Below are 15,267 nucleotides of genomic sequence, written 5' to 3'. Positions count from 1 at the left end.
AAGGCTCAGCCAGCGAGCGCCCGATGGCGAAGCAAATGGTCCGCCAGCACGGTGGCGAGCATTGCTTCCCCCACCGGCACGGCGCGGATACCGACGCAGGGGTCGTGACGGCCCTTCGTCGCAACCAGAATATCCTCACCATGCAGGTTGACGGATTTTTTCGGGATGGCGATCGAACTCGTCGGTTTTACGGCGAACCGCACGACAACGGGTTGCCCGGTCGAGATGCCGCCCAGGACGCCACCGGCCTGGTTCGAAAGGAAGCGGACCTCGCCTTTCTCCATGCGCATCTCGTCGGCGTTTGCATCGCCCAGGAGGGCGGCCGCGCCGAAGCCGGCGCCGATCTCAACCCCCTTCACGGCGTTGATGCCCATCATCGCCTTGGCAAGGTCGGCGTCCAGCTTGTCGTAGGCGGGCTCGCCAAGGCCGGCTGGGACGCCGGAAGCCTCGACCTGGACGACGGCGCCGATGGAATTGCCGCTTTTCCGGATACCGTCGAGATAAATCTCCCATTCCTTCGCCACGACGGGGTCGGGGCAGAAGAAGGGATTGGCGTTCACCGTTTCCCAATCCCAGCGCGAAGGTTCCACCCGATGGGGGCCAATCTGGATGAGGGCGCCCCGGATTACGATCTTGGGGCCCAGGATCTTTCTGGCGATGGCGCCGGCCGCCACACGGACCGCGGTCTCTCGCGCCGAGGCGCGGCCGCCGCCCCGATAGTCGCGGATGCCATATTTCTTGAAATAGGTGTAATCCGCGTGCCCTGGTCGGAAGGCGTCCTTGATGGCGTCGTAATCCTTCGGCCGGGTATCCGTGTTCTCGATGAGGAGGCTGATCGGAGCCCCCGTCGTCTTCCCCTCGAAGACGCCGGAAAGGATGCGGACCGCGTCCGCCTCACGCCGCTGGCTCGTGAAGCGCGAATTTCCCGGCCGCCGCTTGTCGAGCCAGACCTGGATGTCCGCCTCGCTCAAGGCAAGCCCGGACGGCACGCCGTCCACGACGCCACCGATGGCAGGGCCGTGGCTTTCGCCCCAAGTCGTGAAGCGAAAGAGCGTTCCGAAGCTGTTTCCAGACATGGCCTGATCCTAGACGGTAGAGATATCCGGCGCGTCGATTGCCTTCATCCCGACGATATGGTAGCCGCTGTCGACGTGGTGGATTTCTCCCGTGACACCGGAGGAAAGATCGCTCAGGAGGTAGAGGGCCGCCCCTCCGACGTCCTCGATCGTTACGTTCCGATGCAGTGGGGCGTTGTACTGGTTCCATTTCAGGATGTATCGGAAGTCTCCGATGCCGGAGGCGGCCAGCGTCTTGATGGGCCCGGCGGAAATGGCATTGACGCGAATATTCTGGGCTCCCAGGTCGGCGGCGAGGTAGCGCACGCTTGCCTCCAGCGCCGCCTTTGCCACCCCCATGACGTTGTAGTGCGGCATGACGCGCTCGGCGCCGGAATAGCTTAGGGTCAGCAGGCTGCCGCCCTCCCGCATCAGCGGCACGGCACGCTGGCAGATCGCCGTGAAGGAGTAGCAGGAGATTGCAAGCGTCGTCGCAAAATTTTTCGGCGTCGTGTCGAGAAAGCGGCCCTTCAGCTCTTCCTTGTCCGAATAGGCGATAGCATGAACGGCGAAATCGAGCCTTCCCCATCGCGCCTTGATCGCCGCAAACACGCGGTCGATGCCGGGTTCGTCCGTTACGTCGCATGGCAGCACGAAATCCGAGCCCAAGGATTTAGCCAAGGGCTCGACCCGGCGGGCGAGCGCCTCTCCCTGGTAGGTGAAAGCAAGCTCGGCGCCCTGGCTGGAAGCCGCCTTTGCGATGCCCCAGGCAAGCGAACGGTCGTTCGCGACGCCGAAGATGATGCCCTTTTTCCCCGCCATAATCGGGGTGTTGCTGCTCATTGCTTTTTCCCCATCGTATTTACGGGTTCTTAGATTACGGCCACAAGAAAAGGGTCCAAGGAAGGGACCCAGATTCACGGCATCCTACACGAAAGGCGGGGACGCTCCAAGCCGAGGCGGGCGGGGAGATCGCGGCTTTTCCGCCGGGCGGAAGCCGCCTATGCTTACCCGATGAACACATTCACAGGCAAGACCGTGCGGCTGTGGTCCTTTTTTGGCTTTCTTCTCCGCCGGTTCTCGGAATATCGCTGCGCCCAGGCGGCGGCGGCGCTTAGCTATACCTCGCTTCTGGCGCTCGTCCCGGCGACGGCGATCGGGTTTACGGTTTTTGCCATTTTTCCCGGTCTTGAGGAATCGAGAGACGCGGTTTCAAGTCTTCTTTTCAAGAATTTCGCCCCCCATATGGAAGAGGTGATCCGCAGCCAACTCGGCGCTTTCGCCGAAAAGGCGCGCAGGCTTACGGCGGTGGGTACGCTTTTCCTTTTCGTAACGACGGTCTTGCTGCTTTCTACGATCGAAAAGACGTTCAACTATATCTGGAACGTGCGAACGCAGCGAAAACTGGTGCCGCGGCTGTTGGCCTATTGGGCGGTGATGACGTTGGGGCCGGTCTTTATCGGAGCCGGGCTTTCCATTTCCGGCTATCTTTTCGCGGCAACGGAATGGTTCGGGAGCGAACGTGCAGCAGGGATTCGCGATTTCGTGCGCTTCGTACCCTTTCTTCTCGAGACGGCGGGGTTAGCGCTTCTCTACATCGTCATTCCGAATCGCGAGGTGCCTTGGCGGGATGCGCTCGTGGGTGGGGTTGTTGCCGCCGTTCTCTTCGAATCGGCGAAAAAGAGCTTTGGGCTTTACCTGACGTATTTTCCGACCTATCAAGTAATTTACGGGGCGCTTGCGGCGATTCCGATCTTCCTTATCTGGATGTATATTTCATGGCTTGCCGTGTTGGTGGGCGGGCTAGTTGCTGCTTCAGCCGGGGATTGGCGGAAGGGTGCGGGCGAGCCTTCTTGACGTGCACCAGGCGAACGGCGCTTTCACCTTTGGGCGCTTCGAAAAAACGAGTGAACCGTCACCATGTTTGAAACCCCCGAAAAGGATCCCATCGCCCTTTTCGAAAAATGGTTTGCCGAGGCGAAGGCGGCCGAACCCAAAAACCCCGACGCCATGGCGCTGGCGACGGTGGACGGGGACGGCATGCCGTCGAACCGGATGGTGCTGCTGAAAGGCGTGGATGCGCGTGGCTTCGTTTTTTACACGAACCTGGAAAGCGGGAAGGGCGGCGAGGTTCGGGAAAATCCGCGGGCGGCTCTCTGCTTCTACTGGAAGACGCTCGATCGCCAGGTGCGGATCACGGGTGCCGTCGAGCCGGTGAGCGCGGCGGAGGCGGACGCCTATTTTGCGACTCGCGATCGTTTAAGCCAGATCGGCGCCTGGGCATCGAGGCAGTCGCGTCCCCTGGAAGGCAGGCACGAGCTTGAGAAACGCATCGCCGAATTCACGGTCAAGTTCGGCCTGGGCAAGGTGCCGCGGCCGCCCTTCTGGTCCGGCTATCGGGTCGTGCCGCGGCGAATGGAATTCTGGAGCCAGGCCGCGTTCCGTCTGCACGACCGCTTGGTGTATGCTCGGGAAGCAATGGGCTGGCGGGTGGAGCGGCTCTACCCCTGATAGGCGGGAGTTTTCTTGGTCGAGATCCCCTCGAAAGCAGTGACGGTTCCGGCTGCAAGCGCGCGCCTGATGCGGCTTGCTACAAACGCCGCCGTGGCCGTGGCGACGCTTCTCGTCGTCATCAAAGCGGGCGCTTGGTGGTTGACGGATTCGGTGAGCCTGCTGTCTTCCCTCATCGATTCGCTGCTCGATGTCGGGGCGTCGCTCATCAACCTGCTGGCGGTGCGCCATTCCTTGCAGCCCGCCGACTACGAACACCGTTTTGGGCACGGCAAGGCCGAGCACTTGGCCGGCCTTGGCCAAGCGGCCTTTGTCGCCGGTTCGGCTGGCTTCCTGCTGATTGAGGCGGCTGGCCGTTTCGCCCGGCCGCACGCGATCGAATATGGCGGGACCGGGATCGCCGTCATGGTTTTCTCCATCGTCGCCACGGTCGGTCTCGTCCACTTCCAGCGTTACGTCGTCCGAAAGACGGGGTCCATCGCCATCGGCGCCGATTCCCTTCACTACACGGGCGACGTGCTGATCAACGGCAGCGTAATCCTGGCCCTTGTGTTGGCCACGAGCTTCGACTTGGCGTTCATGGATCCGCTTTTCGGAATTGTGATCGCGCTCTACCTCTTGCGGACGGCTGGCCGTATCGCCTTCGCTTCCGTCGATCCCCTGATGGACCGCGAGTTGCTGGAAGAGGATCGTAGCCGCATCCGCACGATTGCCTGCGCGCACCCGGAGGTTCGCGACCTGCATGACCTTCGCACGCGGCAATCCGGTACGATGGCCTTTATCCAGTTTCATCTCGAACTCAACGGCGACATGACACTGAGGGAGGCCCACCGGATCTCCGACGAAGTCGAAATGGAAGTCGCCAAGGCCTTTCCAGCGGCCGAGATCATCATTCACGAGGACCCGCAGGGGGCCATGGAATACCGGCCATACTACCCGCCGCCGCGCCGCGTGCCGGGCAAGTGGCTGCGGGTCTTGCTGGGCTTGCCGGATGGGCGTGGGTAGGACGCTTGGCGGGCGCGGTTTTGCCTTGCCGGCATGGCCTTGCTATGCTTTGCGTACGTGTCGTTTGCTGGAACGGAAATAGGGAAGAACATGACCCAACGGTTGATTGCATGCCTGTCGAAATCCACGTGGTCGCTTTTGGCGCTGGCGCTGGTATTGGTTCTGGTTGGCAACGGGACAGCCGCCCTTGCTGCGGGTGGGCCGCGGCCGGATAGCGATCCTGCCAAGGTGGCGAAGGCAAGCATGGGGAATTGGTCCAGGGGCTGGAACACGGGCGATCTGGATTCTATCGTGGCCACCGTAAAAAACGGGACCTATTGGGACGCTTCCTTGCCAGCGGAAGGCATCACCGGGGACAAATTACGCGAATACGCGGCTGGCCTTTTCAAGGCCTTCCCAAACAGCAAATTTTCCTATGACCATGTAAAGTACACGGACGACGGAGTCGTCTATTGGGAATGGACGTGGACCGCCACCCATACCGGGCCCTTTGGCGATAAACCCGCGACCAACAAGGCACTGCAAGTGCACGGGATCGACGTGATCAGGGTCGGTAAAGACGGTACCGTTTTGATCCGCAGTTATTGGGACAAGTGGCGCTTGCTTGAAGCAATCGGTGCGACGAAGTAGCCGAAGCGGAAACGGCCGGCGATCACCGGCCGTTTTTTTTCACACGCCACGCCGGCCTTAAGCAGCAAGCTTAAGTTCGAGCCGGTTCCATACGTCGAGAAGCGATTCGACAAGATGGGCCATCATCACGTCCGTGTGCAACGGTGAGGGCGTAATGCGAAGACGTTCCGTCCCCTTCGGCACGGTCGGGTAGTTGATCGGCTGGATATAAATGCCGTGACGCTCCAGCAGTATGTCGCTTGCCTGCTTGCAGAGTCGCGCATCGCCGACCACGAGCGGCACGATATGGCTTTCGGTGGGCAGGATGGGAAGCCCGGCTTTTGCCAGCAGGCGCTTGCAGGTGGCGGCGCGTTCCTGGTGCCGCTTGCGCTCGACATCGCTTGCCTTTAGATGGCGGACGCTGGCCAAGGCGCCGGCCACGACCACCGGCGGCAACGCCGTCGTAAAGATGAAGCCTGGCGCGAAACTGCGGACGGCGTCCACGATGGGCGACGAGGCCGCGATGTAGCCGCCCATGACGCCGAACGCCTTGGCAAGCGTTCCCTCGATGACCGTTACCCGATCCATGATGCCTTCCCGTTCCGTGATCCCGCCGCCGCGCGGTCCATAGGCGCCGACGGCGTGTACTTCATCGAGATAGGTCATGGCCCCGTATTTTTCGGCAAGGTCGCAAATGGCCGCAATTGGCGCGATGTCGGCGTCCATCGAATAGACGGACTCGAAAACAATCAGTTTCGGCCTTCCCTGTTCCGTTTCACGCAGCAGGGCCTCCAGGTGGCCGGCGTCGTTGTGGCGGAAGATTTTTCGCTGTGCGCCGCTGTGGCGGATACCCTGGATCATCGAGGCATGGTTGAACTGGTCGGAGAAAATGACGCAGCCGGGCAGAAGCCTCGCGATCGTGCTGAGCGCCGCTTCGTTTGAGGTGTAGCCGGAGGTGAAGAGAAGGGCCGCTTCCTTGCCGTGAAGGTCGGCGAGTTCTTCTTCCAGCAGGACGTGGAGATGATGGGTGCCCGAGATATTGCGCGTACCGCCGGCGCCGGCGCCGTGGGTCGCCAAGGCTTCGCGCATCGCTGCCAGCACCGTCGGGTGTTGGGCCATGCCGAGATAGTCGTTGCTGCACCAGACGGTGACTTCTTTCGTCCGGCCGTCCTTCAGGCGGTTGAAGGCCCGCGGGAAGGAACCTTGCAAGCGTTCAAGATCAGCGAAGACGCGGTAGCGACCTTCCGCTTTGAGGTCGGCGAGGGCTTCTGCAAAGCATCGGTTATAGTCCATGGGCGTTCCCTGGATGTCTGCCTCCGGCGGCTTGCGCTCTTTCCGGCGCAAACCGGCGGTCATTCTATCACGAAGCCGTTCCCCCGGTCCAAACTTCTGCCTGGAAGGTCTGTTTTTTCAAGGCGTTGCAACCACCCGTCCGATGCGAACGGCATACCGGAGGATGGCCGTTTTCCTTGCCGCCCGCTTCGGGTTTCGCCAGCCGGGGGTGAAGCGGCCGGGGGTACGGTCGGTTTTTCCATGTTGTACAATTCTGGCATCGCGTCTTGTCCGTAGGAATAGGGTTGGCGAAGAAATCTTACGCCTCGATTCTTTGATTTTTCGTTTATCTCGACGTCGGTTGGGCGGCCATTCCAAGCGGGATCAAAGGCGGGAAAAGTCGGTTTCGAATTTTGAACGAGGGGCATTTCCCGTAACGGTAATTCAGAAAAACACGCCCGAACCGCCCGCTTCCTGATATTCTGCGGTTTCGATTCGCGTTTTGTTTCTGTGCTTTTCCGGAGGAAGTCGGTATGGCGCTTCTGCATACGCCTGTCTGCGAGTTCAGATGGAAGGCGGTTGATTTTTCCCTTCCCGGGATTGACGGCAGAACATACCGCCTTGCCGATGTGCAAGGTGCGAACGCCACCCTCGTCCTGTTCATCTGCAACCATTGCCCTTACGTGAAGGGGGCGATTGCACGGATCGTCCGTGACATCCGGGAACTGGAAGAGCATGGCGTGGGCGCGATCGCCATCATGCCGAACGACACACTTGCCTATCCGGAAGATTCCTTCGAGAACATGAAAGCCTTTGCCAGGGCGCAGGGGTTTTCTTTTCCCTATGTGATGGATGAGACGCAAGCGGTCGCCCGGGCCTATGGCGCCGTCTGCACACCGGACTTTTTCGGTTTCAATCGCAAACTCGAACTTCAATACCGGGGGCGGATTGACGCGGGCGGCCGCGAGGAAAAGGCAGGGGCCCGGCGCGAGCTTTTCGAGGCCATGGCAAGGATCGCCAAGACCGGCGAAGGGCCGGCCGAGCAGGTTCCGAGCATGGGTTGTTCCATCAAGTGGCGGGAAGAAGGCTGATTGCGGAGTTCGGCTTGTTCCGCCCGTTTGCCTTCGCTTTCGCCGGGGGGTATGGTGGCGCCGGCCGGCTGGGGAAAGCGCCAAGGAAGCATCCGTGAACGATACTATTTTCCGCGAAATTAACGAGGAACTCAGGCGTGACCGGCTTCTCGCCCTATGGCGGAAGTATGGCCGCCTGGTGATTGGCGGTGCGGTCGCGCTTGTTCTCGTGGTGGCGGGGAAGACGGGCTGGGACGAATACAACCGTCGGCAGGCGCTGGCGGATGGGCTCCGTTACCACGTCGCGACGGAACTTCTGAGGCAGGGAAATGAAGACGCCGCCCGCGCGGCTTTCGCGGCGCTTGCCGAGGATGGCCGCGGGGGCTATGTGACGCTTGCCCGTCTTCACGAGGCCGCCATCGTTTCCGCGCAGGGCGATACCGAAGGCGCTATCCGGATTTATCAGGCGATCGCCGGAGATAACAGCGTGCCGGATTCGCTTCGCAGCCTCGCGCGTATCCTAAGCGCGTTTCGGCGGATTGATCGGGAAGACCCGGAGACCCTTGTCGGTGAGTTGGCGCCGTTGACGGGGATGGAAAATCCCTGGAGGCACTCCGCCCTTGAAATCACCGCCCTGGTCGCAATTCGTGCCGGTGAAATCGGCAAGGCGAGAGAAATTTACACAAAACTTGCGACGGACCCCGAAGCGCCAAGGATGCTTCGCCAGCGGGCCGAACAAATGGCAACGGCGCTCAGCGAAGAATCCTGAGGAGAAATATGCGCAAGGTTCTTCTCCTCTTCGTTGTCGGCGCGCTGTTGGGAGCTTGCTCGGAATCCATCTTCGATTCCAAAAAAGCAAAAATTCCCGGCGAGCGGATTCCGATTCTTTTTCTCGAAAGCGAACGCAAACCGGAGGTTGACGGGGCATCTATCCAGCTGCCGCCGCCGCAGGTCAATGCCTCCTGGCCTCAATCCGGCGGTTATCCAAGCCACGCAATGCACCACCTGGCGATTGCCGATGCGCCGGCGGAAGTTTGGTCTTCGAGTGTCGGCCGCGGCGACAGCAGCGACAGGAGGCTTATTTCCGAGCCGGTCATCGCCGACGGCCGGGCCTACGTCGCGGACGTAAGTGGGCGGGTCTCGGCTTACGACGTCGAAAACGGCGACCGGCTGTGGCGCGTGGATTTGACGCCGGAGGACCAGGAAGATGTGCCGTTCAGCGGCGGCATTGCCTATGCGTATGGCCGCCTCTTCGTCAGCACCGGTTTTGCCGAGGCGGTCGCTCTCGATGCCGCCACCGGCGAGGTGATATGGCGCCGCAGCGTTTTTTCGCCGATGCGGGCGGCCCCGGCCGTCAGCGACGGTCGGGTTTTTGTGACGACGGTCGATAGCCGCTTATTCGTCCTCGACGCGAGGGATGGCGAGATGCTTTGGAACCACCAGGGGTTCGAGGAAACGGCTGCCATCCTGGGCGGCGCCAGCCCCGCCATCGCTGACGGCGTCGTTGTCGTGCCTTACTCGTCGGGGGAAATCTTCGCCATGCTCGCCAGCAACGGGCGGATCATGTGGTCCTATTCGCTGGCGTCGCTTCGGCGCAACGACGTGATTTCCTCGATTGCCGATATTCGGGGCAACCCGGTCATTGATCGCGACCGTATCTTCGCCATCAGCCATAGCGGTCGAATCGTGGCCATCGATTCGGGCACCGGCGAGACGGTATGGGAAAAAGAAATCGGCGGCATTCAGACGCCCTGGGTTGCGGGGAAATATCTCTACCTGATCACGAGCGAAAGCGAGCTTATCTGCCTTTCAAGGGAGAAGGGCGAGATCCTCTGGATTCTGCGGCTGCCCGACTATGGGGATATGGCCGAGAAGGAGAATCCGATCGTGTGGTACGGGCCGGTGTTGGCAAGCGACCGGCTTCTTGTCGCGAACTCGAACGGTGTTGTCCTTTCCGTTTCCCCCTACCGGGGAACGGTCGTCAGCCAGATCAAGCTGGACGACGGCGTGATCACGGCCCCTGTCGTGGCGCAAGGCACGATCTATCTGCTGACGACCGACGCCGATCTCGTCGCGTTTCGCTGAGTGTTCGGATAAAAAGCCATGAAGAAGACGGTCGTCATAGTCGGCCGGCCAAACGTCGGCAAATCGACGCTGTTCAACCGGCTGGTCCGCGCCCGGCAGGCGATTACCCATGATACGCCCGGCGTGACGCGCGACTGGCACGAGGGGGAAGGCTCCCTCGGCGGCCTTCTTTTCAACGTCATTGACACGGCCGGCTTCGAGGGCGAGGCCCGCAAGGAGCTGGAGGCGAAAATGCGCGCCCAGACGGAGCGCGTGCTTGCCAAGACCGATATCGCCCTCTTTTTGGTGGACGGGCGAGTCGGCATTACGCCGCTCGACGCGCATTTCGCGAGCTGGCTTCGCAAGCAGAACACACCGATCGTTCTGGCCGTCAACAAATGCGAAGGGACCGCTGGAAAGGCGGGCTACTACGCCGCCTTCAAACTTGGCTTCGGCGAACCGGTGGCGCTTTCCGCCGAGCACAACGAAGGCATGGCCGAACTTTACGAGCGCCTCCTTCCTTTTATGGAACAGGAGGAAGAAGAACCATCGCCGCAAACGGCCGCGGAGCGGGGGCCTTCGCTGGTCATCGTCGGTCGGCCGAACGTCGGGAAATCCACGCTGGCCAACCACCTGATCGGTGAGGAGCGCTTGCTTACGAGCCCGGAGGCCGGCACGACCAGGGACGCGGTTCCCGTTCGCTGGGAAGTGGCGGGAAAAACTTTCTTTTTGATTGATACGGCGGGCCTGCGGCGGAAGGCGCGGGTGACGGAAACGGTTGAACAGCTTTCGAGCGCGGCGACCCAGAAAGCCATCCGCCGCGCCGAGGTCGTTATCCTTGTCCTGGATTCGGAGCAAGGCGTTGAAAAACAGGACCTCACCATCGCCAGCACCGCCCTCGAGGAAGGCCGGGCGCTGGTCGTTGTGGCCAACAAATGGGATCGCGTGGCGACGCCGAAGGTCACCTTGGCCAAGATCGAAGAACGGCTCGAACGCTCGCTCCCCCAAGCGCGCGGGCTTCCTTGCGTGCCTATTTCCGCAAAGACCGGCGGTGGTGTCGAACATCTGATGCCGGCGGTGCTGAAGCTCTATGAAACCTGGAACCGGCGCGTGCCGACGGCGAGGCTGAATCGTTGGCTGGCCGATGCCGTCGAACGGCACCCCCCGCCTGCCGTCAAGGGGAAGCCGATCCGGCTTCGTTACCTGACGCAGGTTAAATCGCGGCCGCCGACCTTCGCGCTATTCGCTTCAAGGCCGGACGACCTGCCGGAAGCCTATGTTCGTTATCTCGTGAACGATCTTCGGGAAGCGTTCTCCCTCGACGGCACGCCGATTCGCTTGCGCTTGCGCAAGGGAGAAAATCCGTACGCCTAACGCTTAAGCCTGGATGATTTCCCCGTGGGTGCGCGAAGGGGCTTCGGCCAGCCGCACGAAGGCTTCCGTTACCGATTCCGGCGGCGGGTGTTGCGCCGGATCCTCGCCCGGAAAAGCCTGGGCCCGCATGGCGGTGCGGATAATTCCCGGATCGAGGAGGTTCACCCTTAGGTTCGTCTTCGCAACCTCGGCGGCGTAGACCAGCGCCATCATGTTGAGGGCCGCCTTGCTGGCCGCATAGGCGCCGTAATAGGGGGTGGGGTGGCTTCCGACGCCGGACGTGACGAAAATCGCTTGGCCCGAAGGCGAGGCGCGAAGCAGAGGATCGAAGGCGCGGATCAGGCGCCAGTTCGCGGTGACGTTTACGGCGAAGGTTTCGTCCCACACGGCGGGTTCAAAATGTCCGAGCGGCGATAGCATGCCCAAGGTCGCGGCGTTTCCCACCAGAATATCGAGCCTTCCAAAACGCTTTGCAATCGCCGCGGCCATCGGCTCGATGGCCGCGAATTCCATGAGATCTAGGGGGACGAGCGTCGCCGTGCCGCCGCTGGCCTGAACCGCATCGTCGGTTGCTTCGAGACCGGCCGTGCTGCGCGCGACCAGAATGACGTGGGCCCCTTCGCTCGCGAAGCGTTTGGCGACCGCCGCGCCGATCCCGCGGGAGGCGCCCGTGATCAGTGCAATGCGGCCTTCGAGGCGCGGAGAAGAAAAAACCGCCACGAACGGGTCAGCCGAGTTCGGCCAGCAGCGAGAGCTGGGCGGAGACGTCCCCGCCTTCCTGGTCCGTGAGCCGGATGGGGTAGTTACCCGTGAAGCAGGCGTCGCAATATTGCGGAAATTCCGCGTTGCGGGCGGTCTCGCCCATCGCCCGGTAGAGACCGTCAATCGAGAGGTAAGCGAGGCTGTCCGCCTTGATCAGCTTCGTCATCTCCGCGATGCTCTTCTGGGCGGCCAGAAGCTGGTCGCGTTCCGGCGTGTCCACCCCATAGAAGCAGGAATGCATCGTTGGCGGGCTCGCGATCCGTATATGAATTTCCTTGGCGCCGGCATGGCGAACCATCTCGACGATTTTCGTGGAAGTGGTTCCGCGAACGATGCTGTCGTCAATCAGGACTACGCGTTTGCCGCGGATGAGGGGGGTGTTCGCGTTGTGCTTCAGCTTGACGCCAAGGTGGCGAATCTGGTCCCTGGGCTCGATGAAAGTGCGGCCGACATAGTGGTTGCGGATGATGCCGAGCTCGAATGGAATGCCGGCTTCCGCGGCATAGCCAATCGCCGCCGGCACGCCCGAGTCGGGCACCGGAATAACGACGTCGGCGTCCACTCGGCTTTCACGGGCAAGTTCGGCGCCGATGCGCTTGCGGGCCTCGTAGACGCTTGTGCCTTCGACGACGCTGTCAGGCCTTGCAAAATAGATATGTTCGAAGATGCAGAAACGGTGGTGTTGTTTAAGAAAGGGTTTGATACTTTTCAGACCGTCTTTGTTGATGATGACGATCTCTCCCGCGTCAATATTGCGGACGAATTCGGCGCCGATTATGTCAAGCGCGCAGGTTTCCGACGCCAGTATGTGGGCGCCGTCCAGCTTTCCAAGAACCAGGGGCCGAACCCCATAAGGGTCCCGCGCGCCGATAAGTATTTCGTTCGTAAGCGCGATGAGCGAGTAGGCGCCTTCCACCTGCTTCAGGGCGTCGATCAGCCGGTCGACGACGGTGGAATAGAGACTTGTCGCAATAAGGTGAACGATGACCTCGGTGTCGGTCGTCGATTGAAAAAGACAGCCCCGCCGCACGAGCTGGCGGCGTAACAGGCGCGCGTTCGTGAGGTTGCCGTTGTGGCCGATGGCGAAGCCGCCCGATTCGAAGTCGGCGAACAGCGGCTGAACGTTCCGGAGTACCGTCTCGCCGGACGTCGAATAGCGGTTGTGACCGATGGCGGCGTAGCCCGTCAGGCTTTCGATGATTTTTCGGCTGCTGAAATTATCGCTGACCAGGCCGAGTCCCCGGTGATTATGGAAGTGGGAGCCATCGAAGGTGACGATCCCGGCTGCCTCCTGGCCGCGGTGCTGGAGCGCATGCAGGCCAAGTGCCGTATGCGCCGCGGCGTCTTGGTGGCCGTAAATGCCGAACACCCCGCACTCTTCGTGAAAGTGGTCGTCATCGAAGGGGTTCGTTCCACGCATCCCGTTCGTCCAATCCAGAGTTACTGCAGGTTTTTGATCAGGCGTTCCATCGCGCCTCGATCTTGTTCAGTATAGCCGGATTCACCTTTCGCTTCAGTCGATTTCGAATCGAAGAAGCGCAGAACCCGGCCCCAGACGATAGTTTCCTCGGTCTTTTCCTTGGCCGCCTCCATCGCCTCTCTCCCTTCTTTTTCCTGCGCGTCCGGCACCAGGTCGGAAAGAAGGCTGGCACCGAAGCCGACGAAGGGCAGCAGGACCGAATTGCCAAGCGCGCCCGGCTGGTCGCGGGGCGGAACCATCCAGCCGAAGAGGAGGTAGAGAAACGAGACCAGGATAACCCCTCGCGCCAGCCCGAAGAAAAGGCCGAGCCCACGGTCAATCGGCTTGAGCTTGCTTTCCTTTACGCGCCCGGCGACCCGGCGGCCGATGAAGGAAAAAAGAAGGAGGGCGCCGATGAAAAGTACGATCGCCAGCCCGACGTCCGTCAGAACCGGTACCGCAAGAACGTCGTGGGCGAAGGGCCGTGCCGGGCCGAAGCCATGGACCAGGACGAGAGCCGCTCCCACCCAGGCGAGGAGCGAGAAAAGCTCGCGGACGAGGCCGCGGCCCCAGGCAAAGAGGGCGGAAAGGAAAAGAACGCCGAGGATCGCGAGATCAAGCGTGTTCAGGGGAAAGTTGTCCATGCCGCCTCGTCGTTCAAGGGTGTGGTTTTTCCGGTTTCTCCGGCCGTCCGCCGCGGGATTTCCCACCGTGAAAGCAGGCGGGAAGTTCGGACAGGAGGCGGATTTCCTGCAGGCGAAGCGGGGTCTTGGCTTCCGCCTTGGCGGCTTTCCGGGCCGGTGGCAGAAACGCCTCGCGGAAACCCAGCTTCGCCGCCTCCTTGAGGCGGGCATCCCGTTGGCTTACGGCCCGCACTTCGCCGGAAAGGCCGATCTCGCCGAAGACGATGGCCTCGCTGGGGAAAGGCGTATCACGAAAGGCCGAAATCAGCGCCGCCGCAACGGCAAGGTCGGCGGCCGGTTCCGTAATTCTTAGTCCCCCGGCGACGTTCAGGTAAACGTCCTGACCGCTGAAGGCGCAGCCGGAGCGCGTTTCGAGCACGGCCAAGACCATCGCTAGCCGTCCCCCGTCCCAGCCGACGACGGCACGCCTCGGCGTACCGAAGGAGGAAGGTGCCACCAAAGCCTGGATCTCGACGAGGACAGGGCGCGTGCCTTCCATGCCGGCGAACACGACCGCCCCGCTTACCTGGCCGGAGCGCTCGGAAAGAAAGAGCGTGGAAGGGTTCGGGACTTCCATCAGGCCGCCATCCGTCATCTCGAAGACGCCGATCTCATCCGTCGGTCCGAAGCGATTTTTTACGGCGCGCAGAATGCGGAACTGGTGGCCACGTTCGCCTTCGAAATAAAGAACGGTGTCCACCATGTGCTCAAGCACGCGGGGGCCGGCGATCATCCCTTCCTTTGTGACGTGGCCCACCAGCAGAAGCGTCATCCGGCGGCGTTTTGCAAGTCGGATAAGCTCCTGCGCGCAGGCCCGCACCTGGGCGACCGTGCCGGGGGCGGAGTCGAGCGAGTCCACGTACATCGTCTGGATCGAATCGATGACGACAAGATCCGGCCCTTCCTCGCTATCGAGGCTGGCCAGAATATCGCGGACGTTGGTCGCCGTGGCGAGGTGGACCTTGGCGCCGCCCAGGCCGAGGCGGCTTGCCCGCAAGCGCACCTGATCGACCGCTTCCTCGCCGGAAATGTAGGCGGCGTATGCTTGGCCGGTAACGGCGGCGGCCACCTGGAGCAGCAGGGTCGATTTTCCGATGCCGGGGTCGCCGCCGATCAGAATGGCGGAACCCGCCACCATGCCGCTCCCACAGGCGCGGTCGAACTCCGCAATGCCGGTTTTCAGGCGCGGCAAGGGTGGTTCGCTGCCCTCGAGGCCGACAAAATCGATGTGTTTTTCGCACCTGCGTTTTGCGCCGGCCTTGCCAAGGCCGCCGGGCACGGGCGCCGGCGCGGCCTCCTCGATGATCGAATTCCACGCGTCGCAGGCGTCGCACCGCCCGCTCCATTTCGGAAAGCTGGCGCCGCAGGTCTGGCAGACGTAACGGGCCGCGTTTCGGGCCAAG

The 15,267-nt window shown here is 61.9% G+C and carries 15 protein-coding genes; 8 read left to right on the top strand and 7 right to left on the bottom strand.

Annotation, left to right across the window (positions count from 1 at the left end; all coding sequences use genetic code 11):
- Positions 1 to 5: 5 nt before the first annotated feature.
- Together aroC and fabI are read right to left on the bottom strand one after the other, a co-directional pair.
- Complete coding sequence (gene aroC, locus AB1781_03575; protein ID MEW5703651.1) at positions 6 to 1,076, bottom strand: chorismate synthase; 1,071 nt, start codon at positions 1,074 to 1,076, stop codon at positions 6 to 8.
- A 9-nt stretch (positions 1,077 to 1,085) separates the two neighbouring features.
- The gene (fabI, locus tag AB1781_03570; GenBank protein MEW5703650.1) at positions 1,086 to 1,898 is read right to left on the bottom strand and encodes an enoyl-ACP reductase FabI; all 813 of its coding nucleotides are present in this window, start codon (positions 1,896 to 1,898) and stop codon (positions 1,086 to 1,088) included.
- Between the two features lie 171 nt (positions 1,899 to 2,069).
- Between fabI and AB1781_03565 the strand changes: the two genes are divergently transcribed.
- The 4 genes from AB1781_03565 (at position 2,070) to AB1781_03550 (ending at position 5,201) form a co-directional block, all read left to right on the top strand.
- Complete coding sequence (locus AB1781_03565) at positions 2,070 to 2,912, top strand: YihY family inner membrane protein (protein ID MEW5703649.1); 843 nt, start codon at positions 2,070 to 2,072, stop codon at positions 2,910 to 2,912.
- A gap of 63 nt (positions 2,913 to 2,975) precedes the next feature.
- Positions 2,976 to 3,566: a pyridoxamine 5'-phosphate oxidase gene (gene pdxH, locus AB1781_03560; GenBank protein MEW5703648.1), complete on the top strand. Its 591-nt coding sequence runs from the start codon at positions 2,976 to 2,978 to the stop codon at positions 3,564 to 3,566.
- 69 nt (positions 3,567 to 3,635) lie between these two features.
- Positions 3,636 to 4,571, top strand: coding sequence for a cation diffusion facilitator family transporter (locus AB1781_03555; protein MEW5703647.1), 936 nt, complete (start codon positions 3,636 to 3,638; stop codon positions 4,569 to 4,571).
- A 90-nt stretch (positions 4,572 to 4,661) separates the two neighbouring features.
- Positions 4,662 to 5,201: an ester cyclase gene (locus AB1781_03550; GenBank protein MEW5703646.1), complete on the top strand. Its 540-nt coding sequence runs from the start codon at positions 4,662 to 4,664 to the stop codon at positions 5,199 to 5,201.
- A gap of 57 nt (positions 5,202 to 5,258) precedes the next feature.
- Here the strand turns inward: AB1781_03550 and hemA are convergent, their stop codons facing one another.
- A complete protein-coding gene (hemA, locus tag AB1781_03545; protein MEW5703645.1) occupies positions 5,259 to 6,473 on the bottom strand; it encodes a 5-aminolevulinate synthase in 1,215 nt (404 codons plus the stop codon).
- A 512-nt stretch (positions 6,474 to 6,985) separates the two neighbouring features.
- On the opposite strand from hemA, the gene AB1781_03540 reads away from it, so the two are divergent.
- The 4 genes from AB1781_03540 (at position 6,986) to der (ending at position 10,960) form a co-directional block, all read left to right on the top strand.
- A complete protein-coding gene (locus AB1781_03540) occupies positions 6,986 to 7,543 on the top strand; it encodes a thioredoxin family protein (GenBank protein MEW5703644.1) in 558 nt (185 codons plus the stop codon).
- A gap of 94 nt (positions 7,544 to 7,637) precedes the next feature.
- On the top strand, positions 7,638 to 8,291 hold the full coding sequence (locus AB1781_03535; GenBank protein MEW5703643.1) for a tetratricopeptide repeat protein: 654 nt from the start codon (positions 7,638 to 7,640) through the stop codon (positions 8,289 to 8,291).
- 8 nt (positions 8,292 to 8,299) lie between these two features.
- Positions 8,300 to 9,607, top strand: coding sequence for a PQQ-binding-like beta-propeller repeat protein (locus AB1781_03530; protein MEW5703642.1), 1,308 nt, complete (start codon positions 8,300 to 8,302; stop codon positions 9,605 to 9,607).
- 18 nt (positions 9,608 to 9,625) lie between these two features.
- Positions 9,626 to 10,960, top strand: coding sequence for a ribosome biogenesis GTPase Der (der, locus tag AB1781_03525; protein ID MEW5703641.1), 1,335 nt, complete (start codon positions 9,626 to 9,628; stop codon positions 10,958 to 10,960).
- A gap of 3 nt (positions 10,961 to 10,963) precedes the next feature.
- On the opposite strand, the gene AB1781_03520 is transcribed toward der, so the two are convergent.
- Genes AB1781_03520 through radA form a run of 4 tightly spaced genes read right to left on the bottom strand, consistent with a single transcriptional unit; the run spans position 10,964 to position 15,266 of the window.
- Positions 10,964 to 11,680, bottom strand: coding sequence for an SDR family NAD(P)-dependent oxidoreductase (locus tag AB1781_03520; protein ID MEW5703640.1), 717 nt, complete (start codon positions 11,678 to 11,680; stop codon positions 10,964 to 10,966).
- Positions 11,681 to 11,687: 7 nt separating this feature from the next.
- A complete protein-coding gene (purF, locus tag AB1781_03515) occupies positions 11,688 to 13,142 on the bottom strand; it encodes an amidophosphoribosyltransferase (protein ID MEW5703639.1) in 1,455 nt (484 codons plus the stop codon).
- 20 nt (positions 13,143 to 13,162) lie between these two features.
- Positions 13,163 to 13,825, bottom strand: a complete 663-nt coding sequence (locus AB1781_03510; protein ID MEW5703638.1) for a CvpA family protein — start codon at positions 13,823 to 13,825, stop codon at positions 13,163 to 13,165.
- A gap of 13 nt (positions 13,826 to 13,838) precedes the next feature.
- Positions 13,839 to 15,266: a DNA repair protein RadA gene (gene radA / locus AB1781_03505; GenBank protein MEW5703637.1), complete on the bottom strand. Its 1,428-nt coding sequence runs from the start codon at positions 15,264 to 15,266 to the stop codon at positions 13,839 to 13,841.
- Position 15,267 lies beyond the last annotated feature (1 nt).

The sequence above is a fragment of the Pseudomonadota bacterium genome (assembly GCA_040752895.1).
Lineage (GTDB): Bacteria > Pseudomonadota > Alphaproteobacteria.
This window is presented reverse-complemented; position numbering and strand designations above follow the sequence as displayed.